Raw genomic sequence first — 20,692 nt, forward strand, 5'->3', positions numbered from 1 at the left:
GCATATTCAATATACCTTGTTTTACCACCTAGTACAACAACTTTGTCGGGCTTAAAGCCGGAACTGGCTTGATCTGTGACAAAAAAACGCCTTTCTCCGAGTCAGGAGAAAAGCGTCCTTTTCAACAACAAATCCTATTTAAGCTCGTACTGCACACCTAGTGAAGTAGTTACTTTAATCTCTCCAGGTTCTACTGAGCTTCCCGCAGATCCACTAGCTTCCGCCTTATCCATCGTTACGTAGTTCTGCTCAAATACAGGCGCGTTTACGCCTCCTTGGCTAACACTAAGCACAATACCGAGCTGGCGCTTCACACCTTTGGCAATAATTCCAGCCTTCAGCTCTGCGTTCGCAAGCGCTTTGTTAATCACCTGCTCCTGATACTGGTCCGGGTTCTCTACAGTGAACCGCACATTGTCAATGCGATTAGCTCCGTTCTTGGAAGCATCATCGAGCAACTGGCCTACTTTATCAAGCTGGCGGTATTTGATCTGCAGAGCGTGGGATGCATTGTAGCTCTTAACCTTCTGTCCTTCTTTGTCATTGTAAGTATAGTTCGGCTGGACATAGAAGCTGGCCGTCTGGATGTCCGCAGCGTCAATCTTCCAGGTATTCTTCAGCAGGTTGGTCAACTTGGCAATTTGGGCCGCGGTAGCCTTCTGGGCTGCCTGCGCAGTCGCTGCTTGAGATTCCACACCAATCGTTAAATAGGCAATATCCGGCTTGATTGAAACTTCTCCATTTCCAACCACATTAATCACATTGCGCTGTGCGGTTGTTTCATCTGCATAAGCGTGAGGAGCTTCGCTTAACAGACTTCCTGCAGCCGTTCCCCCTGCAAGCAGCGTGCCCGCGATCAGCACGGAACCTAGCGATTTGACCCAAATTTTCATGTTTAACCCGCCTCCAATAGTTTTTATGCGGACATTTCGTCCAGTTCGTATAAATTGGTTAAATTTAACTACTAAACGGAACCAAGGTTCGTAAGGTTGCAGAAGGGTGCGGACAATCTGAAATATATTTTTATTTTATACAAAAAAGAGAAGGTGATCCGCCACAACCGGGCGGTTACCCTCTCTCCTATGCTTGTCCTTAAGACAAATTATTGGTTCTCAAGCTCTTCCTTGCTGACCAGACTGACTAAAGCGTTTGCAGCCTGCTCGGCATCCGCACCCTCGGCGCTGATATAAATCTCCGTTCCAGTGCTGATGGCAAGGCTCATGATTCCCATGATGCTCTTCGCATTAACCTTCTTGTCATCCTTCTCCACGAACAGTTCAGACGAGTATTTATTCGCTTCTTGTACAAAAAGCGCTGCAGGTCTGGCGTGAAGACCCGTTTTCAAACGGACGGTTACCGGATGTTTGACCATGAATCCTTACCCCCTATATTAATCAACCTGTAAGTTTGACATATTTTAATCAGTATACCATAGGCGTTAGGTCCACACTAGGTGTACCCGTTCAGACTCCCCGAATTTTTTCGGCAAGCTCGTCAATTTTGCGCAGACGGTGGTTCACGCCTGACTTGCTGACCGTGCCCTTCAGCATCTCGCCGACTTCCTTGAGGTTCATGTCCGGATGCGCCAGCCGAATCTCGGCCACTTCCCTCAGCTTATCCGGTAACGATTCCAGGCCGATTTCCCTCTGGAGCAGCTTGATATTGTCAATCTGCCGAATGGCAGCGCCTATCGTCTTGTTAAGATTCGCCGTTTCGCAATTGACGATCCGATTGACGGAATTGCGCATGTCGCGCATAATCCGTACATCTTCGAACTTGAACAAGGCTTGGTGAGCCCCGATGATGCTCAGGAGTTCGATAATCTTCTCGCCTTCTTTGATGTAGAAAATAAAGCCCTTCTTGCGCTCAATACAGCGTGCATTCAGGTGAAACTCGTTAGCTAGATCCACCAGTGCCTGACAATGCTCTTCATACATGGAGGCAATCTCTAGATGGTAGGAGGAACCTTCTGGATTGTTCACCGAACCTCCAGCCATAAAGGCTCCTCTCAGGTAAGCCCGCTTACAACAGTTTTTCCGGGTCAGCTCCGGATTAATCCCCGGCGTGAATATGAACCCTTCGGATACGATCTTAAGCTTGTTCAGAATCTCCTGCACATGTGTCGGAATCCGTACAATGTACACATTGTTCTTCTTCAGACGCATTTTCTTACGTACGAGCAGCTCCGTGTGGACGTCGAAATATTTTTTGATCAAAGAATAAATCCGTCTTGCTATCGCGGCGTTTTCGGTGGAAATGTCCAAAATAACTTTTTTGTTCGACACCGAGACGGAACCGTTCATCCGGATTAACGCGGATAATTCGGCCTGTTCGCAGCAAGGCTCGGCTTCGATCATGGTCAGTTCTTTTTTGGTTTGTGCCGCAAAGGACAAGGGACTCACCTCTTTCGTATACTCCAGTTTTGCACCAGCTGGTAAATATGATGGCTGAGCTTGTCAGCATCATGGCGCAAATATCTGCGGAACAGCACGAGGGTGTCCGCGATCATTTTGTAGCCTCGGCCCGTTACGACATCCCAGTCGACCTTAACGGGTTTGGCCCCTTTCTCGGCATAGAAATCCTGTACCTGTTCAGGAATCTCGCCATCATTCACAATGACATAATCGAATAAATGATGTCCTACATGCTCATATACAGCCTCAAGGTGGTCGCTGACAGCATAACCGTCGGTCTCCCCGGGCTGGGTCATCACGTTGCAGACGAAGATCTTGATAGCCTCATTATTGGCCAAAATAGCTTCAGCTAGTTTGGGAACAAGCAGGTTTGGAATAATACTTGTATACAGACTGCCGGGACCGATTAGAATGGCATCGGCTTCAAGAATGGCTTCCACCGCTTCAGGAAGCGGTTCAACCTCTTCCGGCTCGAGGAAAATTCGCTTGATCTTCCCGCCGGCCTCAGGAATCTTCGATTCCCCGGTGATGATGGTGCCATCCTCCATCTCCGCATGCAGAATGACCGCATGCTGTGCGGCGGGAAGCACCCGTCCCCGAACCGCAAATACACGGCTGAGTTCGCGCACGGCCGTTACAAAGTCGCCCGAGATGTCGGTCATTGCCGCAAGAATCAAATTCCCGAGACTGTGTCCGGCTAGTCCCGAGCCTGTGGTAAAACGATAATTGAGCATATCGTATAACAGCGGCTCTACATCGGCAAGTGCAGTCAGCACGTTCCGGATGTCTCCTGGAGGCGGCATCTGAAGCTCGCTTCTCAGGATACCTGAGCTGCCTCCGTCATCGGCTACGGTCACAATCGCTGTTATATCTAGAGGCTTCTCTTTCAGGCCGCGAAGCATGACCGACAGGCCGGTTCCCCCGCCCATCACCACGATTCGCGGCACTCTTTCACTAGTAGACCGATCTTTCACTTCTCACTTCACCTCTTAATGCCGATCTCGATCGGAATCCCGGTGGCTGACGCGGACCGTCTCCGTTTCACTCGTACCGAGCATACGGCCCAAATATTCGGATATCGCCACAGAACGGTGTTTGCCGCCTGTACAGCCAATGCCGATAATCACCTGGCTTTTCCCTTCCTTATGATACTGCGGCAGCAGGAAATGAAGCATATCCAGCAGCTTGGTCAGAAAGGACTGCGTCTCAGGCCACTTCATTACATATTCATATACGTCGCTATCCTGCCCGGTGTGTGGGCGAAGCTGCTCAATATAGTGGGGATTTGGAAGAAAACGTACATCGAACACCAAATCCGCGTCAATCGGAATTCCGTATTTAAAACCAAATGAAGTAATATTCACAGATAAATTGCTGCTCTCCAGATGAGAGAATCCGGCTATAATCTTGTCCTTCAGTACAGACGGCTTCATATTGCTGGTATCAATCACTTGAGTGGCCGAGGTCTTAAGCTCCTCCAGCATCTTGCGCTCCAGTCTGATGCCATCCAGCGGCATCCCTTCCGGAGCCAGCGGGTGCCTTCGGCGGCTTTCCTTGTAACGCTGTACCAGTACGGAATCGGTGGCGTCAAGGAACAGGATTTCACACTTAATTGTAAAATGATCTTTGATATAATTGAGTGACTCTGATAGTGCCGTGAAGAACTCCCGTCCCCGTAAATCAATGACGAGCGCAACCTTGGCTATTTTCCCGTTAGACTGTTCAATAAGTTCGGCAAATTTGGGAATAAGCACCGGAGGCAGGTTATCTACACAGAAAAAACCGAGGTCCTCCAAGCTCCGTACAGCGAGTGACTTCCCCGCACCCGACATGCCTGTAATAATGATCAAATTCGCAACCGAAGTTTGTTCCTTGTCCGTCATCTGATTTCCCTCCCTCACAATCTTCTCTATATATAGATTTGAACGAATGAAGTTCAATCCATTATATTAAGTCTTTAACCAACCGACTTAGTGCAAGAACAGACCTGCCGCTCCAATCATGCCCGCATCGTTGCCAAGAATGGCCGGTACGATGTCGACACCTTCTTGAAGAGGTTCTGGTGTTAACTTGGCGTATACGCTGCGCACTTCGTTGAACAGAATATCGCCTGCCTTGGACACGCCTCCGCCAATAATAAAGCGCTGCGGGTTAAGCACGGCGCTTACTTGCGCCAGAGACTTGCCCAGGTAGAAGGCTGCACGGCTTACGATGCGAATGGCTGCCTCATCGCCGGCTTTAGCTGCATCAAAGACATCCTTGGCCATAATGTTCTCCACTTGAGCCAGAGATGTGCGATCGCCGCGCTCCACGGCGTCCTTCGCCATACGGATGACGCCTGTAGCTGAGGATACAGTCTCCAGGCAGCCGATCTTGCCGCAGCCGCACTGAATCGCTTCCAAATCAGGAACCACTGCCATATGGCCGAGTTCACCAGCCATACCTGAGAAGCCTTGATATATCGCTCCATTAATAATAATACCGCCGCCAACGCCTGTACCCAGCGTATAGCAGACACAGTTCCCTACGCCTTTGCCAGCGCCGGCCCAGGCTTCCCCAAGCGCAGCCACGTTGGCATCGTTATCTATACGGACAGGCTTGCCGAGCCGCTGCTCCAGAATGCTGCGGATATGAACATCCTTCAAACCTATATTTGGTGCCAGAATAATGATCCCGTCACGGACATTCGTAAAGCCGGCAACCCCTGCGCCAACACCCGCCAGCTGGTCCCAGTCGTACGGCGACTGTTCGAGAATAAGACGTACATACCGTTCAATATTGTTAACTACGGCGTCCGCACCTTTCTCAACTTCTGTCGGTCCTTCATACGTATGAAGAAGCTGGCCTTCCTCATTACAGATGCCGACTTTAATTGCTGTTCCGCCCAGATCGACACCAATGTAGATTTGTTCAGACATTTTACAAGCCACCTTTTTCTCTTTAAAATAGTTTGCTCCTACGTACCCACTATAAGCGAACCCTTCCCATCGGTCAAGAGAAGGGAGAGTTTCTCAAACCCCTTGTCAGCAAGGCTTTTACGGTAAATGATGCGGTATGCGAAGACCCTATTTTACCTGAAAAAGGATATGCCAAAAACGCTCCTTCTCCCGGAGGATCTACAGAGCGCTCTTTCGCATTTATGCAAATAGATGGAATGAACTAAAGCGTTCATCCCATCCATGATATCTTACAAGTTTATGACAGAATCCGTTTCTGTCCTTCAAGCGCCCGAATCGGTGCGATGTTCTGTGTGAACTCAAGTGTGCCCAGATACTGCCCGCTCTCACTTCTTACCGCAAAATAGCGGATGTAGACAAACTTGTCTTTGACCGGAATCCAGAAATCCTCAGCATCTTTGCGCCCGGCCTTGAAATCGGCCAACAATTCGTTAACGACATGTACGCTTTGCGGCGGATGGCAGTTCTGAACGGTACGGCCGATGACGGCCTTGGTCCGGGCGAAGATCCGCTCCTTGCCATGGGAGAAATAACGAACCACATCGTTCTCATCGATAAAGGTAAGATCCACTGGGAGATGGTTCATTACGGCCTCCAGCTGTTCCACAGACAGGATGCCTGTCTCAAAGCGGACGAATCCGTCCCGGGTACCCGCAGTCTCTCCTTCGGCCTCGCCAGGCTCGGCTGCACGCTCCGGCTTCCACTCCTGATCCGGTGCCGTCAGGCAGAAGCCAATCTGATCGCTTTCGCGGGCGATCTTCACCCACTCGTCCTCGGTCAGCTTCTCCAGAGCCATCGGCAGCAGGATATTCTCTTCTTTAAAAATCATTTCATTCACTTCCGAAATAATCCGCTCCAGACTCTCCACAATCTGGACATTTACAGGTTCCTCTCTATTTGCGCTCAGCATCGCCTTTGTCTCTTTGATCATAAGGCGGATACCGTCGTCTACACCCCACATCACTTTGGTTGGCCCAAAGATTCCGTACTTCTCAAGGTAAGGGAAGAGCAGATTCTCCTTCCGGCTGTAATGCTTATCGAGGTCCAGCAGCAGGCTGAGGTCTTCGAGCAGCTTGAGCGTGATTTCAGGGCTTGCCTCTTTGCGGTACCGATCCGTATGCAGCTGAAGCTTGAAATTCACCAGCCGTTCAATCTCCCGGTTCTCCAATTTGAATGTGTGTACAGGATGTCCCGGCTGTTCCTCCGGCTTCGAGGAGCGGTGGATCTCTTCTATAGAGCCTTTGAAAATAGCGGTATGCACCGAGCACAGCCGCTGAACCTCGGATACAGGAATGCCCTCCTCTTCCATGAGGGAATGTTCCATCGCGGAAATTTCCTCGACGGTTACGTCCCCTACAGCCTCAGCGAACCGGGCCTTAACCTCATCTACGCTCTTCCCCTGGTGCAGCTCCTTGATAATCTCCTTGAGCATTTCCTGCCGTTTGGACTGCCCTGCAATTTGTGTCTCCCGATTGTTAATAAGTTCGCTCACGATGATTCTCCTCCTCGTTCTATCTATCTAAGACTCAGTACAATGTTCATATTGGGGGGACGCCCGTAACTCCAGAGAATGCTTGGACTTTCGGCCGCTGTTGTCTCCAGATTTCCTGATTAATACCGTATTAACGGTTGAAATCTGGAGACAAAGGCGAGCGCTATCGCTCCTACAGTTCCAAGCTTCCCCTCCGTTACTCCTCCCTTACATGCCATCGTTTTAAGTTCATTTATCTAAGCTATAACTTCGTATCCTCTATCCTCGAATGCCTTCACGATCTCCTCAAGCGGGATCTTGCGCATCGCTGCCCCTTTGGGGATGGTCATGAATCTTCCTGCACTTTGCAGCATCCCGGGCTTGGCGATGTGCCCGAAGCCTAAGGCAACCATGATGTCTATAATCTCGGGATCTGCTGTGCACAGATCATATAAAGTCGATTGAAAGTTAACAGATTTGCTGTTCATAGAAATAACCTCCATGATGGGAAAGGCCGGGGGCGATCGTCACCGCCTTCTGGCGTTCCCTGGGTGAGAACTTTTCTCAAGTTAAAAGTACCATGCCCTGAAAGAGCCTATTGTGATTAAAATCACAAGTGACGAGAAAATTGTTACAATGTGGCCGGAGGTCCACTCGGGGATCTGGAGGCGGGCAGCGACCGAAGGTCTAAGCACTCCTCGTAGTTACGACCATACCCGGTAAGTGTGTATTTTTACCGCCTCCCTGTTAGGGTGGCTTCACTATCGTGACCGTTCTATTTCTTGCAATTTGGCAGTTCATGGTATAATGCACTCAAAATTAGGGCACGGCCGGAAAGGAAACTGAATGTGGCAATTCATATACTTTACATAGAAGATGATACGGAGATCGGAAGCTGGGTGAGCAAGGATTTGAAGGACAGGGGGTACGAGGTTCTATGGCTTAAGAGCGGAGAAGGTGCAGTCGAAGCGGCAGCTGACTGCCATCTGGTCATTCTGGATGTGATGCTGCCCGGTCTTGACGGATTTACCGTTGGACAGCGTGTGAAGAGAAACAGCCCGGAGCTGCCGATCCTTATGCTGTCGGCACGCTCCTCCATCGATGACAAGCTGCAGGGCCTGCAGTTCGCCGATGACTATCTGACCAAGCCGTTCCACCCGGATGAGCTTGCAGCACGAATTGAGGTCTTGGTGCGCCGAAGCGGCTCCCTGGGTGGAAAGCCTTTGGAGATTGGGCATTTGCGGGTATTCGAGCGGGAGAACCGGCTGGAGAGCAAGGAGACGGGCAGCGAGATAATCCTTACCGGCAAGCAGTTCCAGATCTTCATGTACTTGATTCGGCATCTGGGTCAGGTGATGACCAAGGAACAAATCTATGAAGCTGTATGGGGAGAGCCCTATCTGGATGGGGACAAGACGCTGATGGTACATATCCGTTATCTTAGGGAGAAAATCGAGCTGGACCCAGCGGCTCCGCAGATTATCGAGACGATCCGCGGAATCGGATACCGGGTGAAGGCATGAGGTTCCAAAGGTTCCCCAAATTCCGGAGCTCTCTGCTGTCCCGGTATTTAATCATTGTACTTGCGGCCCTCCTGTTCGTGCCGGTTGTGATCCCGATTAGCTTCCTGACCTCCTGGCTAGTCAATAACACCGTAATTAACGATAAGAAGCAAGAGGAGAACGGGCACATCGTTCAAAGGTCGTATCTGACCGACAACTGGCACACCGCAGCCAAGCAGCTTGCAAATGCCTCCCCGGATCAGATTGATCAGAAGCTGAGGAAGTTCAAGCAGAAGTATCCCTTCGCCTCCGTCTTCTGGGTCGATCATAGCGGTATGACGAGGCTTCAGCTGCCCCCTGGGCGCCAGCCTGCCAAATGGTCCAGTGATGACGCCATCCAGTACATGAAGGCAAACACTGGCAACAGGGATCTGTTTGCCGTTGTGGCTTTTATCGGTGACAAGCCGGGGATGAAGCAGGGCTTTATGGCCATTGAGATCCCCGAGGAATATTTTGTCCAGAATCAGATAACAACTTCGAATATTAGCCTGTTCGCCATCACGCTGCTGCTTCTGTTCGCCTTCTTCGCAGGGATGTCGTACCTGTTCTTCCGGGGAATCCGGCGGCGGCTGCTTACCCTGGAATCGGCTATGCATGCTCCGGGTGAAGATGGGCTGCCCATGAAAATCCATACCGGACGGGCCGATGAGATCGGTCTGCTTGAGCAGTCATTCAATTACATGATCGACCAGCTTGGCGACAGCCGGCGGAGAGAGCAGGAAGAGGAACGGCTGCGCAAGCGTCTGATCAGCAACATGTCCCATGATCTGAGAACCCCGCTCACCGTTATTGGCAGCCATCTCTACTCACTGAAGAAGGAGCCGCTTACGGATCAAGGGAAGCAGTCCCTTGCCTTAATGCAGGACAAGATGAGCGACCTGGACCACCTGATCGACCATCTCCTCTCCTATAACCTTCTGACCAGCGGCAAATATGCCATTCACCGGAAGCCGCAGGATGTGCTTCGGATCGTCCGGGAAAGTGCAGCGGCCTGGTATACCCTGTGGGAGAAAGAAGGTCTTTCCCCGGATATCAACCTGGAGGGGGAGCCGCTGATCTGGAATGTGGATGAGCAGGCCTTCCGGCGGGTACTGGATAACCTCTTCCAGAACATCGTCCGGCATGCGGGTTCAGGCGGTTACATAGGTCTGGATACCGAGATGCACCACGGCCATCCGGCCCTGATCATTACCGACCGCGGTCCCGGGATGCAGGCTGACAGCAGCGGCAAAGGCGCGGGGCTTGGGCTGTCCATCGTTCAGCTGCTGCTTAAGGAGATGGCTCTTGGGCTCGAGATTGAGAGCAATGGCCAAGGCACTCTGATGCGGATAAGGCCTCTAAATCCGTAGTAAATAGACTGATCTGTAACCAGGACGTGTGCAGCGCGTTCTGGTTTTGTTATTTTTTAACCTAATTTTAAACTTCGGGAGGACCGGCATTTAAACTGACAGGGCTATGCTGGTTATCGAGGTGAAGTTAGAGATGAATAATTATGTAATCAGAACGAATGGGTTAACGAAAAGCTACCGTGGACGCGCCGCCGTAGACGGCCTGAATCTTGAAATTAAAAAAGGTGAGATTTACGGATTTCTTGGCCCCAATGGAGCCGGCAAGACGACAACTATCCGCATGCTGCTCGGGCTAATCCGTCCTACGAAGGGAACGGTCGAAATTCTCGGGAAGGATCTCCAGAAGGACAAAATTAATATTTTGCGCCGGGTCGGATCCCTTGTGGAATATCCCTCCTACTACGGTCATCTGACGGCCATAGAGAATCTGGAGGCCATCCGCCGTATTCTGAATGTGCCCAAATCACGCATCGACGAAGTTCTCGAAATTGTCTCCCTGACCAAGGAAGCGAAGCGTGCGGTGAAAGGATACTCCCTGGGCATGAAGCAGCGCCTCGGCATTGCTTCCGCTCTGCTCGGTTCACCGGAGCTGCTCATTCTAGATGAACCGACGAACGGGCTGGACCCGTCCGGGATTCACGAAATCCGGGAGCTGATCAAGCGGATGCCCCAGGAGCACGGCATCACCGTTCTTGTCTCCAGCCACCTGCTTGGCGAGGTGGAGCAGATGGCGGGTACCGTGGGCATCATCCGCGAAGGCCGGATGGTGTTCCAGGACACTATCGTAAACCTGAGACAGAAGGCCGCGGGAGGCATCAACATCTCCTTGTCCGAGCCGGAATCAGCACTCTGGCTGGCCAAGGACAATGGACTTGCCGGGATGGTGCAGGACGGAAAGCTGTATTTTGACGGGATTAACGACAATCAGGTCGCCGGGCTCGTCAAGCGGCTAGTGGAGAATGGACACCTGATCTACCGGGTGGAAGAGAGGAATAAATCGCTGGAGGACATCTTCATGGAGGTTATCGGGGAGGTGAAGTCCCTATGATTGGCCGCGCCTTATCGTCGGACTTCCTCAAGATTCGCGGCAAGGGGATCTGGTTCCTGATCTTCATCGCGCCCATCGGACTTGTCGTGATGCAGGCGCTGAACTTCGGGCTGCGTTATGACTACTTGATCAAGGAGTACCGCGGGCATCTGTGGGAGGGTCTTATCTCTAATATGATGGCTTTTGTGCCTTTGGCTTTATTCATGGGAAGCACCCTCGTCAGCTCCATGCTGGCCGGAGTCGAGCACCAGCTCAGCTCCTGGAAGCAGCTGCTGGCCCTGCCCATCTCACGCACAGCCGTATTCACTTCCAAATTCGTGCTGAGCATCATTCTTATGGCCGTCGCCTGCCTGCTGCTGTCGGTCTTCACTGCTGTGCTTGGCTTATGCCTTGGATTTGGCTTTCCGCTGCCATGGTCGGACGTGGCGAAGATCGGCTTCTTTCCGTTCATCGGCTCACTGCCGCTGCTAGCGCTGCAGCTCTACCTGTCCCTAACTTACAGGAATCAGGCTCTGCCAGTTACGCTCGGGTTAGCGCTTGCGATCTGCTCCTTATTTACAGGAAGTCTGTCTGAATGGTTCCCGCTGAACTGGCCTGCGCTTGCCTACCGAGCGGACCATCAGCTGCCCTTCCTTGGCGCAGGCTTCGCGCTTGGACTGCTAATTCTGATCTTTGCCCTGCTGCATTTCAACCGAAAGGACGTGAATTAATTGAATACATTCCTTAGAGTCCTCTCGTCCGAACGGCTCAAAATGTCGAAGTCTCACCTGTGGCTGCTGGCCCTGGTCAGCCCTGCACTGGCCCTGCTCGTTGGAATTTTGACGAAGATTGAACCGGACATGCCGGCCTATCCCCTGCTTCTGTCAACCATGTGCCTGTTCCACTCCCTGCTGTTCCTGCCGATCCTGACGGGTGTATACTCTTCATTCATATGCCGGTACGAGCATGTGGGCGGCGGCTGGAAGGCTCTGCTCGCCCTGCCGGTATCCCGTACCTCTGTATTCTTCGCCAAGTTCCTGATCGTGGCAGTCATGCTGATCTTCACCCAGCTGCTGTTCCTGGGCAGCTACGTGGGCGCGGCCGTTTACCACGGTGTGAGCGAGCCCTTCCCTTGGGCGATGATCACCCGCAGCATCATCGGAGGCTGGGTGGCCTGCCTGCCGCTCGCCGCACTTCAGCTCGGCGTATCGCTGCGCTGGGTCAGCTTTGCAGCACCGCTGGTGGTCAATGTGATTTTTACCGTGCCTAACATCCTGGTTGTGAATTCGGACAAAATCCGTCCTTACTATCCCTGGGCACAGCCCATCCAGGCCATGATGCCTCCAAATACGGCAGCTTCCGGGCCGCTGGGAATGAATCTTCCCTTTGAAAGCCTGATGATTACGGTTGTGGGCAGCTTTATTCTGTTCCTTGCAGCAGGACTCGTCTATTTCAATAGGCAGGAGATTTAAGGAGGCTTTAACATGAACCTTTTATCCAGAAAATATTGGACACGGCTGATCACTCTAACCCTAACGGGTGCTTTGCTCATCACACCGGGCAGTACCTTTGCTGCTGCCCCGAAGAGTCAGACCCAGTGGTTCCAGCAAAATACCCATGAGCTCAAGTCGCTAACTTCAGAAGATTATCGGGATTTAGCCTTCTTGAAGCCGCTGCTTAAGGGCAAGACCGTCGTCAGTCTCGGCGAGAACTTCCACCGCGTAGCCGAGTACAGCAGCGCCAAGACCCGGCTCATCAAGTACCTTCACGAACAACTGGGATACGATGTGATCGCATTTGAATCGGGGATGGGTGATGCCGCCGCCGTCTACGAGAATCGCGACAAGCTCAATCCGGAGTCCATGATGGCGGCTTCTATTTTTCCCATATGGCATTCCCAGGAGGCTCTTGAGCTCTTCAAATACATCAAGGAGCAGGGGCGCGGACCGCATCCTCTCTATCTTGCCGGGTTTGATATGCAGTTCAACAGCTTTTATTTGACGCAGGTCATTGCGGAAGCCCTCGGCAGGCTGGACACGGGCAAGGCAGCGGCTTTTGCCAAGCTGGATCAGACCGCGATCACGGACCTCTACAAAGTACTGAACAGCTATGGGGATGTTAGTGGCGGTAGCCCGGCATTTACCCGCGATATCAAGAAGGTCGTAGATCAGTACGAGCCGCAGTACAAGGACTTCCTGACCTTCGTCCAGAAGAACAGACAAGCACTAACTTCGATGTACCCGGACAGCCCGCACAAAGTCGATTACTTGGTAAGATCGCTGAAAGATCGCATAAATTTTCTGAAAATGCCCCTGCAGGACGGAACAGCCGGCAGCTATTCATTTAGAGATAAGCTTATGCTGGACAATCTGGAGTGGCAGATGAAGAATGTTTTTCCTGGCAAAAAAGTCATTCTGTGGGCTCATAATGATCACCTGGCCAAGAATACTTCCCGAATCCTCGCGAAAGAGGACGGCAAATGGGTGAACAGCTTCACCAGTATAGGTGAGCTTCTTCATCAGAAGCTGAAGGATCGGCTTTACGTAGTTGGACTCTATATGAACCAAGGGGCGGCTAGCACCATTACAACGAACAAGCCTTTTACCATCAATCCCATGCCGAAAGGGAGCCTGGAGCATCTCATCATGAGCAGCGGGTACAAGAATGCGTTCGTGGATCTGTCTGTTCAGAAAAAAATGACCAAGTATAATTCCTGGATGTTCAGGCCGATTCTGGCTGCAGAAGACGGAATGACCTCCGAGATTGTGAGAGCTGGCGCCATGAAATTCATTCCGAAAGAGCAGTACGACGGGATCCTGGTAATCAACAAGGTTAAAGCGCCCACGCCTATTGATTACTCGGTAGTGAGTCTATTTAATCCATGAAGCTAATATAATAACCTTAATTCCCGTCCTAATTTTAGTGACGGGTTTTTTCGGTACATAAGATAATTGCATGTTTGAGTGATTCAAAGGCGGTTAATTATTAATATGTAAAATTATGTATATTTGATTTTTTTAGACTCGCAAGGAATTCTGAAAAACTTGAGCGTGGGTGGTTTTTTGAGAAATAAATCATTTATTTTTGAGAAGGTTTTAATTATCCTGTCACTACTTTCCGTTATAGTTGGGATTGCAGTAATACATTATGAAGTGATCGACTTTAACGGATTTGGAGTATATCTTTCCTTTTACTGGATAGCAGCACTTTTAATATCATCATTTTTGCTTGTAAGAAGCAGGAATCTGCAAACTAAAAATATTTGGGCGATTGTTTCTTTAATTTTAAACTTATTGATCTACCTTACATTCCCATTATTCTTTTAATACAAATACATGAAGAAGACCGTTCAATGGGAACGGTCTCCTTTATGTAATTTATATAATTTGAACGGACTACAAGCACAATGGCAAAGTATGCACACTTTGACTCAATAGTGAGATTACTACCCGGCCATGAATTAAACGCTATCCTCCTAAAGAGGATCCTCATGTACTTGAACAGGCTTCGTTATATCACTGTATTTCACTCCCCACTCGCAAAGCCCTTCCAGCACAGGTAATAGACTCTCCGCTTTATCTGTAAGACTGTACTCGACCTTAGGGGGAACCTGAGGATACTCGGTCCGAATCACCATCCCGTCTGCTTCCAGCTCTTTGAGCTGAGAACTCAATGTCTTATATGTAATCGTGCCGATCTGTCTCTTCAGCTCATTGAAGCGGACGGTTTGGCCTTCTGCCAAGAGGTACATGATAACCATTTTCCACTTCCCCCCAATCACAGATAGAGTGTAACCAAATGGGGTATCCTGTATGTTTTTAACTTTACCTTTAAACTCGGCCATACTCATATTCACACTATCCTTTCGGGTAGTATCTATCAAAATAGTGCGTACTACCGCTTTATTTGAGCTCAGTCTATACTAACCTTACTTTGAAGTAAAGGAGTGGCAAACATGAGTTTAGTTAAAACATACAACCACAATTTGTGGGATCACGGAATTACCCAGGGTTACAGTGTAAACGGTACAATCTACATATCCGGGCAGTTCTCCCACGATAAGGAGGGGGCGTTCGTAGGTGAAGGTGATATCGAGGCACAGACCCGGCAAGCGCTCCTCAATCTTGACCGCGTACTGGCTGAATTTAATGTAACAAAGTCGAACCTAGCTTATGTGGAGGTTTACCTAACCAACCCGCAGGAGCATTTCGAGCCCGTAGTTCGGCTGTTCAAGGAATACGCTGGAGAACACCGGCCCGCGGGAAGCCTTATCGGTGTAACCTATCTGGCGTATCCCGGGCAGCTGATTGAAGTCAGCGCTGTCGCTCATACGGACTGACCCGGCCGGTGCTCTTCGCCGCCGTAACGGGCACCCGGGCAACCTTCAATGATCAGCGGGCTAAGGTGACTATGGTTGGCGCGAGCCAGTCAGGCGGCATCCGTAAGTGAAAGGAACGCCATCTGGCGTGCTAATATGAGAAAAGAGCCCCTGTACCTTATCAAGGTACAGGGGCTCTCCACGTACATACTTTACATATCCAGTGTCTCGCTCCAGTCGTGCACCATGGCACCCTCCAGGAACTTCTCGCAGTCCATGGCCGCCATACAACCCGAGCCTGCGGCTGTGATCGCCTGGCGGTACTTCGTATCCTGGACATCTCCGCAGGCGAACACGCCTGGGATGTTGGTCTCGGTTGTACCCGGCTTCACCACAATGTAGCCATGCTCGTCAGTCTCAATCTGGCCGCCAAGGAACTTCGTATTTGGCGTGTGTCCAATGGCTACGAACACGCCATCCGCTTCTACGATTTCCTCCTGGTCAGCCTCATTATTACGAACTTTCAGCCCTTTAACGCCCTTCTCGTCCGTAACCACTTCAAGCGGGGTGCGGTTCAGCGCCCATTTCACCTTCTCATTGTCCCGGGCCCGGTCCTGCATGATCTTCGATGCGCGAAGCTCATCGCGGCGGTGTACCAGCGTAACCTCCGAGGCAAAACGGGTCAGGAAGCTCGCTTCCTCCATGGCAGAATCGCCTCCGCCGACCACGATAATCTTCTTCCCGCGGAAGAAGAAGCCGTCACAGGTTGCACAGGTGCTGACTCCGCGTCCGACATTCTCCTGTTCCCCCGGAATTCCAAGGTACCTGGCCGATGCACCGGTCGAGATGATCACGGTCTCTGCTTCAAGCGTCTCCGCCTGACCAGTAATCTTCACCTTGAAAGGGCGCTTGGAGAAATCCACTTCCTCCACCCAGCCATTTCTGAATTCGGCACCGAAGCGTTCCGCCTGCTTGCGCATGTTGTCCATAAGCTCCGGTCCTAGAATTCCTTGCGGAAATCCCGGAAAGTTCTCTACTTCGGTCGTCGTAGTGAGCTGGCCACCTGGCTCCATGCCTTCAATCACCAGCGGGCTCAGGTTGGCGCGGGCCAAATAGATAGCGGCTGTTAAGCCGGAAGGTCCGGTTCCGATCACGATTGATTTATACATTATGGATAACCTCCTTGGAATTGGTTTCTCCTGCTTCAGATAATCTTATACCCTTTTGCCTATATAGCATAAACATAAGACCTTATTCCACGTGCTGTTATTCAAAGCGTAATTAGCGTATAAGTTGAATTATTGATCTATACTTGAGGCAGCCGTGTGAAATGTTCTTCCGATCGCTGTTGTCCCCGGACTTCTTAATTAATATTTACAAGGTAGAAGTCCGGGGACAAAGGCGAACGCTTCGCTTCTACAGAATCATTTCACACTCTTACCTATGGGTGATTCTCAAGTTTAACTTATATAACCCATAATTAGATAAATTAGACCGAAGGAAAAATAACATTCATCTTCTCTTTGATGCCGCACACTTCATCCACGCGGCGCGCATACTTACTTGCTGTAGATACCGACACCCCGTAGCGGTGGGCAACCTCTTCATAAGTGATGGCCCGGCGGTGCATCTTGGCGGTCAAATATTCAAGCGCCGCAGCCCAGCCTGCTACCGTAGTGATGACCGGTGTCTTCGGATACTGGCGGGTCAGGAACTCGACCCACAGAATCTCAAGATCGTACTGCTGCAGCAGATTATATCGCTTACCCATGTTCTGCGCCGCTGTATCGATAACAGCCTGCCACCGTTCCTCCCATACCGGGAGCTCGGAGGAGATCACCTGCGGATCAGCCATTGTCGTTCCATTCTGATCACGGACAGGAATGCTCTCTTTCAGACCCAGACTTCGCAGTACGAACAGCGCAATGTTCTTCAGATACTTCTCTTCCTCAGGCTCCATCAGAAAAGCCCGGAGGGCTTCAATGACCTCCACGTCTCCAATACTGCCAAAGGCCTGAATGACCTGCAGCTTGGTTCTGGCATCCCCATGCCGGAGTGCCCAGAAGAAAGAAGAACGAATCAGCGGGTCTTCCTTCAGCCCCGTAGGGATCCCGGTGTCCTGTTTCTCCCACAGCTTGAACTGTTCTTCGAAAGGAAGATGATAATGATAGCTGACCTGGAATTGTTCTCCGTCCTCACGGAGTGCTTCCAGACGGTTCAGGTAGAAGCGGGGAATCTCGGTAGCCGGGTCCAGCTTCTGTACCTGCTGCCAATACTTCCGGGCTTCCGCATAGCGACCCGTATTATATGAAGCTACCGCGGCATAATGAAACAGGCAGGGATCGAAGTTCAGATCATCGTCCTTGATCAGCCGCTTGAAATGCCCGTAAGCCGACTCATGCTCCCCAAGAATACCCATGGTGGTTGCAAGCTTGAATACATGCTCCTGATGAAAAGGCACAATGTTGCGCAGCTGGCTCGTCAGCTCAGCTAGAACCTTCTCATCCCCCTGATGCTGATAGAAGATGGCCAGATTGCACAGACCGTGCAGATTACCCGGTTCGCGCTCCAGAACATCATCGATCGTGCCTTGGGCTTTATTAAATAATCCCAGATAGTAGTAAGCCAGAGCGAGATTGTTGCGCGCAGCCAGGAAGTCAGGATTCTTGCTTAGAATCTCTTCCAGGAGCTTTACTGCCTGGGTGAACTTGCCCTCTTCCAGCAGGGCGCGCGCACTTTCGTGCTCAACCATGCCCTCCCGTGATTTAATGGAACTCAGCTTCATTGGCCGTTCCAGTTCATAATGCAGCAGCTCCATCATCTCTTCTGCCTCAGTCAGGAACTGACCGCTGACATCCTGCTCTAAATATGTGACAAGCGCTTCTTCAGCCGCTTCGAACTGCTCCATATTGGCGTAATTGTTCGCCAGATAGAAATAACATTCCGTCATGGACGGATCGACCTTCTCCAGAATCGAAGAAAGAACGGCATTCGAGCCCTCATAATCGCCCATTTCGGATAATATACCCGCCATATTGCAATGATTCACCGGATTCTCCGGTTCATATTCGACAGCCTTGCGAAAATATTTCAATGCCTTGTCGTAATGATAGCGGTCCAGTGAAGAGACGGCTCTCTCAAAGAAAAAGCCCGCATCCATGCGGATGGGCACCACTTTACGGGGTACACCGCCATTATGCTGTTTTTTCTCTTTCAAGCAAGGCACCTCCTTCTAATATCCCTAAAAGTCTCTCAGGTATTATACCATAGAGAGGCCTTTCGTCCCATGGTAAAAGAAAAAGCGGGATATCTTATATCCCGCGATCCTTGAACAAGGTGGCAATGGAACCACCATCGATTATAATTTGAATGGCTTGCGACAGCATAGGCGCAACGGACAGCACTTTAAATACGTCAGCATGCATATCTGGAAGAGCAATGGAGTCGGTCACGACGACTTCCCGAATATTCGGATGCTCCAGGCGCTTCATCCCGTTGTCGGAGAACAGACCATGGCTCGCACAGATGTAGGCATCCTCCGCTCCGCGCTCCTTCAGGCCTTCCACCACATTGACAATGGTCGACCCTGTGTCGATCAGGTCCTCAATGATAATGGGAGTGTAGCCCTCGACGTCCCCGATAACATGCGTGATGACCGATTGATTATGAGCAGGTCTCTTCTTGATCATCATGGCAAAAGGAGCATCCAGACCGCTGGCCAGCTTCTCCGCCATGGAGGCCCGTCCAGCATCCGGGGAGACCACGACCGGATTCGTGATCGACTTAGACTTTAGATAGGAAGTCATAATATCCAGGGTAGTAAGGTGATCCACCGGGATATTGAAGAACCCTTGTATGGCAGGAGCATGGAGATCAATGGTCACGACACGAGTGGCTCCTGCCGTCGTCAGCACATCCGCTACCATTTTGGCCGAGATCGGTTCCCGGGGTGCGGATTTACGTTCCTGACGGGCATATCCGTAGTAAGGCATAATAATGTTGACCGTCCGGGCAGATGCCCGTTTGGCTGCATCTATCATGACCAGCAGCTCTACGAACAGCTCGTTAATCGGGTGGGACAGCGACTGTACAATGAAGACATCCGCATTACGGATGCTCTCCTCATAGTGAACATAGACCTCACCACTTTTGAAACGGGAGAGCTTAATTTTGCCTAATTGTACGCCAAGCCGCTCACAAATCTGTGCCGCCAGCATCGGATTCGATGATCCGCTAAAAATTTGCAGCCTGGTTTGCATGAGAACCTCCTCTTTAACTTTGCAGCTGTCTAGGTTGCCAGTTACGTGTATTCGCTTTCTCAATAATTATACAATAAAATGGCCGCGCTCCAAAGTCTCTTTCTGTGTAAACAGCAAAATAACCCCAGGCTGCAAAGCCTGAGGTCATATAGTAAATTCTGTCTCAAGTCGAATCCGTACTTCTATACAAAATTCCGAGTGTCGTTATTCCGTCCGAACTTGTAGCTGGCAATCAGGAAGAACAGCGCTGCGAAAGCCACTAGGAGGAGCAGGTTGAACCAGATGCTAGATAGGGCTCCGCCCGTTTGAAGCTTCTCAAACGACTCAAGCACCCAGTTCTGAGGCAGGAAGTCCGCGATCCGGCGAACCGCACTCGGCATGATCTCAAGCGGAATGAAGCAGCCGGAGAGCAGACAGCTAGGAGTCACAATGAAATTCTGAAGCGCACCCGCCGAGGCACTGTTCTTGGAGAAGGCTACGACAACCAGTGAGATTCCCACCGAGGTCAGGGAGAACAGGCCCAGAACGAACAACATCGGTCCCATACTCATACCAGTACTCAGCTTAAATACATACTTAAGGAAGAATAACGCTATGACGATCTGGGACAGCATCACGCACAGATTCACCAGAATATTCGAGAGTACATAAGTTTTTGAGCTAATGGGGGAAGACAGGATCCGGAAATAGGTCCGATTCTCGCGGTTGATCAGAATAAGTTCCGATAAATTGACCGCTGAGGTCATCATGAACATAATCAGGAATCCAATCGATTGATAAGACATTCGCTTGGTACTAGAAGTATCCTGAACTGTGCTCACCGTCAGTTTGAATTCTTTGGACTGAAATGCGCCATACAGCTGGTCGAATTTCCCGGAATCCGTGCCCGCTATTCTGCTGATCGAAGAAATATTATCGATATACTGATTCAGCATCGCTTTGATATAGGCCGTGACCGTGGCTCCTTTAACTGACTGGATGGTGATATGATCCGGATTGCCGCCGCGTATACTTTGCGAATAACCGGAGCCGAGAATAATCCCTGTATCCAGATTGCTGGCGGCAAGCTCGCTTCGCAGCTCATTTTCGCTCATCTGCACCAGCTTGATATTCTTCAGCCCCTGTACCATTTGAACCGTATCGGCTGCAATACGCTGCCCGCTGTCTTGATTAACAATCCCTACCCGAAGCACACTCTGCCCGGATCCTCCGTAGAGCACGGTCGAGACCAGAATCCCCGCGATAGGAAGCCCGAAGAACAACAGCCAACTCGACCGTTTGCGGAACGTTCTTTTCAAAGTGCTTAGCATCAGCCAGACAATATCTCTCCACATC

General features: G+C 50.7%; 20 protein-coding genes. 7 read left to right on the forward strand and 13 right to left on the reverse strand.

The window, feature by feature from the left end; translation table 11 throughout:
• Positions 1-134: 134 nt before the first annotated feature.
• The 8 genes from EJP77_RS11185 to EJP77_RS11220 all read right to left on the reverse strand — a co-directional run bounded on the left by EJP77_RS11185 (position 135) and on the right by EJP77_RS11220 (position 7,330).
• Entirely contained in the window at positions 135-893 is a 759-nt protein-coding gene (locus EJP77_RS11185; RefSeq protein ID WP_127199307.1) for an SIMPL domain-containing protein, read from the reverse strand.
• 209 nt (positions 894-1,102) lie between these two features.
• Positions 1,103-1,372 carry an HPr family phosphocarrier protein gene (locus EJP77_RS11190; RefSeq protein ID WP_068612994.1) on the reverse strand — a complete coding sequence of 90 codons (270 nt, stop codon included), beginning with the start codon at positions 1,370-1,372 and terminating at the stop codon, positions 1,103-1,105.
• A 91-nt stretch (positions 1,373-1,463) separates the two neighbouring features.
• Complete coding sequence (gene whiA / locus EJP77_RS11195; protein ID WP_127199308.1) at positions 1,464-2,393, reverse strand: DNA-binding protein WhiA; 930 nt, start codon at positions 2,391-2,393, stop codon at positions 1,464-1,466.
• 5 nt (positions 2,394-2,398) lie between these two features.
• A complete protein-coding gene (locus EJP77_RS11200) occupies positions 2,399-3,343 on the reverse strand; it encodes a gluconeogenesis factor YvcK family protein (RefSeq protein WP_127199377.1) in 945 nt (314 codons plus the stop codon).
• Positions 3,344-3,403: 60 nt separating this feature from the next.
• Positions 3,404-4,297: an RNase adapter RapZ gene (gene rapZ / locus EJP77_RS11205; protein ID WP_127199309.1), complete on the reverse strand. Its 894-nt coding sequence runs from the start codon at positions 4,295-4,297 to the stop codon at positions 3,404-3,406.
• An 87-nt stretch (positions 4,298-4,384) separates the two neighbouring features.
• On the reverse strand, positions 4,385-5,332 hold the full coding sequence (locus EJP77_RS11210; RefSeq protein ID WP_127199310.1) for an ROK family glucokinase: 948 nt from the start codon (positions 5,330-5,332) through the stop codon (positions 4,385-4,387).
• A gap of 277 nt (positions 5,333-5,609) precedes the next feature.
• Positions 5,610-6,863 (reverse strand): DUF438 domain-containing protein, encoded by a 1,254-nt coding sequence (locus EJP77_RS11215; RefSeq protein WP_127199311.1) that lies wholly within the window; start codon positions 6,861-6,863, stop codon positions 5,610-5,612.
• Positions 6,864-7,099: 236 nt separating this feature from the next.
• Positions 7,100-7,330 carry a DUF1858 domain-containing protein gene (locus EJP77_RS11220; protein WP_127199312.1) on the reverse strand — a complete coding sequence of 77 codons (231 nt, stop codon included), beginning with the start codon at positions 7,328-7,330 and terminating at the stop codon, positions 7,100-7,102.
• Between the two features lie 360 nt (positions 7,331-7,690).
• On the opposite strand from EJP77_RS11220, the gene EJP77_RS11225 reads away from it, so the two are divergent.
• The 6 genes from EJP77_RS11225 to EJP77_RS11250 all read left to right on the forward strand — a co-directional run bounded on the left by EJP77_RS11225 (position 7,691) and on the right by EJP77_RS11250 (position 13,665).
• Complete coding sequence (locus tag EJP77_RS11225; protein WP_127199313.1) at positions 7,691-8,365, forward strand: response regulator transcription factor; 675 nt, start codon at positions 7,691-7,693, stop codon at positions 8,363-8,365.
• A complete protein-coding gene (locus EJP77_RS11230; RefSeq protein WP_127199314.1) occupies positions 8,362-9,753 on the forward strand; it encodes a HAMP domain-containing sensor histidine kinase in 1,392 nt (463 codons plus the stop codon). Before EJP77_RS11225 ends, EJP77_RS11230 begins: the two co-directional genes overlap by 4 nt.
• 133 nt (positions 9,754-9,886) lie before the next feature.
• Positions 9,887-10,801 carry an ABC transporter ATP-binding protein gene (locus EJP77_RS11235; protein WP_127199315.1) on the forward strand — a complete coding sequence of 305 codons (915 nt, stop codon included), beginning with the start codon at positions 9,887-9,889 and terminating at the stop codon, positions 10,799-10,801.
• Positions 10,798-11,511 (forward strand): ABC transporter permease, encoded by a 714-nt coding sequence (locus EJP77_RS11240; RefSeq protein ID WP_127199316.1) that lies wholly within the window; start codon positions 10,798-10,800, stop codon positions 11,509-11,511. Before EJP77_RS11235 ends, EJP77_RS11240 begins: the two co-directional genes overlap by 4 nt.
• The gene (locus EJP77_RS11245) at positions 11,512-12,252 is read left to right on the forward strand and encodes an ABC transporter permease (RefSeq protein WP_127199317.1); all 741 of its coding nucleotides are present in this window, start codon (positions 11,512-11,514) and stop codon (positions 12,250-12,252) included. It abuts the gene before it with no gap.
• Positions 12,253-12,264: 12 nt separating this feature from the next.
• Entirely contained in the window at positions 12,265-13,665 is a 1,401-nt protein-coding gene (locus EJP77_RS11250; RefSeq protein ID WP_127199318.1) for an erythromycin esterase family protein, read from the forward strand.
• Positions 13,666-14,255: 590 nt separating this feature from the next.
• Here EJP77_RS11250 and EJP77_RS11255 read toward each other — a convergent pair.
• Positions 14,256-14,630: a winged helix-turn-helix transcriptional regulator gene (locus EJP77_RS11255; protein ID WP_127199319.1), complete on the reverse strand. Its 375-nt coding sequence runs from the start codon at positions 14,628-14,630 to the stop codon at positions 14,256-14,258.
• Between the two features lie 105 nt (positions 14,631-14,735).
• On the opposite strand from EJP77_RS11255, the gene EJP77_RS11260 reads away from it, so the two are divergent.
• Complete coding sequence (locus EJP77_RS11260; protein ID WP_127199320.1) at positions 14,736-15,119, forward strand: RidA family protein; 384 nt, start codon at positions 14,736-14,738, stop codon at positions 15,117-15,119.
• Between the two features lie 191 nt (positions 15,120-15,310).
• On the opposite strand, the gene trxB is transcribed toward EJP77_RS11260, so the two are convergent.
• From trxB to EJP77_RS11280, 4 genes are all read right to left on the reverse strand, one after another.
• On the reverse strand, positions 15,311-16,267 hold the full coding sequence (trxB, locus tag EJP77_RS11265; RefSeq protein WP_127199321.1) for a thioredoxin-disulfide reductase: 957 nt from the start codon (positions 16,265-16,267) through the stop codon (positions 15,311-15,313).
• Between the two features lie 320 nt (positions 16,268-16,587).
• Positions 16,588-18,315 (reverse strand): tetratricopeptide repeat protein, encoded by a 1,728-nt coding sequence (locus EJP77_RS11270; protein ID WP_425464235.1) that lies wholly within the window; start codon positions 18,313-18,315, stop codon positions 16,588-16,590.
• A gap of 94 nt (positions 18,316-18,409) precedes the next feature.
• Positions 18,410-19,357, reverse strand: coding sequence for a ribose-phosphate diphosphokinase (locus tag EJP77_RS11275; protein WP_127199322.1), 948 nt, complete (start codon positions 19,355-19,357; stop codon positions 18,410-18,412).
• Positions 19,358-19,539: 182 nt separating this feature from the next.
• Positions 19,540-20,691 (reverse strand): ABC transporter permease, encoded by a 1,152-nt coding sequence (locus tag EJP77_RS11280; RefSeq protein WP_127199323.1) that lies wholly within the window; start codon positions 20,689-20,691, stop codon positions 19,540-19,542.
• Position 20,692 lies beyond the last annotated feature (1 nt).

The organism is Paenibacillus zeisoli, from assembly GCF_003994465.1.
Taxonomy (GTDB): domain Bacteria; phylum Bacillota; class Bacilli; order Paenibacillales; family Paenibacillaceae; genus Fontibacillus; species Fontibacillus zeisoli.

What these genes read in the sequence shown, in the direction of transcription:
- EJP77_RS11255 (WP_127199319.1), bottom strand. Translation starts at nt 14,630, where the DNA reads ATGAGTATGGCCGAGTTTAAAGGTAAAGTTAAAAACATACAGGATACC.
- EJP77_RS11275 (WP_127199322.1), bottom strand. Translation starts at nt 19,357, where the DNA reads ATGCAAACCAGGCTGCAAATTTTTAGCGGATCATCGAATCCGATGCTG.
- EJP77_RS11240 (WP_127199316.1), top strand. Translation starts at nt 10,798, where the DNA reads ATGATTGGCCGCGCCTTATCGTCGGACTTCCTCAAGATTCGCGGCAAG.
- rapZ (WP_127199309.1), bottom strand. Translation starts at nt 4,297, where the DNA reads ATGACGGACAAGGAACAAACTTCGGTTGCGAATTTGATCATTATTACA.
- EJP77_RS11280 (WP_127199323.1), bottom strand. Translation starts at nt 20,691, where the DNA reads ATGTGGAGAGATATTGTCTGGCTGATGCTAAGCACTTTGAAAAGAACG.
- trxB (WP_127199321.1), bottom strand. Translation starts at nt 16,267, where the DNA reads ATGTATAAATCAATCGTGATCGGAACCGGACCTTCCGGCTTAACAGCC.
- EJP77_RS11210 (WP_127199310.1), bottom strand. Translation starts at nt 5,332, where the DNA reads ATGTCTGAACAAATCTACATTGGTGTCGATCTGGGCGGAACAGCAATT.
- EJP77_RS11250 (WP_127199318.1), top strand. Translation starts at nt 12,265, where the DNA reads ATGAACCTTTTATCCAGAAAATATTGGACACGGCTGATCACTCTAACC.
- EJP77_RS11190 (WP_068612994.1), bottom strand. Translation starts at nt 1,372, where the DNA reads ATGGTCAAACATCCGGTAACCGTCCGTTTGAAAACGGGTCTTCACGCC.
- EJP77_RS11220 (WP_127199312.1), bottom strand. Translation starts at nt 7,330, where the DNA reads ATGAACAGCAAATCTGTTAACTTTCAATCGACTTTATATGATCTGTGC.
- EJP77_RS11260 (WP_127199320.1), top strand. Translation starts at nt 14,736, where the DNA reads ATGAGTTTAGTTAAAACATACAACCACAATTTGTGGGATCACGGAATT.
- EJP77_RS11235 (WP_127199315.1), top strand. Translation starts at nt 9,887, where the DNA reads ATGAATAATTATGTAATCAGAACGAATGGGTTAACGAAAAGCTACCGT.
- EJP77_RS11230 (WP_127199314.1), top strand. Translation starts at nt 8,362, where the DNA reads ATGAGGTTCCAAAGGTTCCCCAAATTCCGGAGCTCTCTGCTGTCCCGG.
- EJP77_RS11200 (WP_127199377.1), bottom strand. Translation starts at nt 3,343, where the DNA reads ATGGGCGGGGGAACCGGCCTGTCGGTCATGCTTCGCGGCCTGAAAGAG.
- EJP77_RS11185 (WP_127199307.1), bottom strand. Translation starts at nt 893, where the DNA reads ATGAAAATTTGGGTCAAATCGCTAGGTTCCGTGCTGATCGCGGGCACG.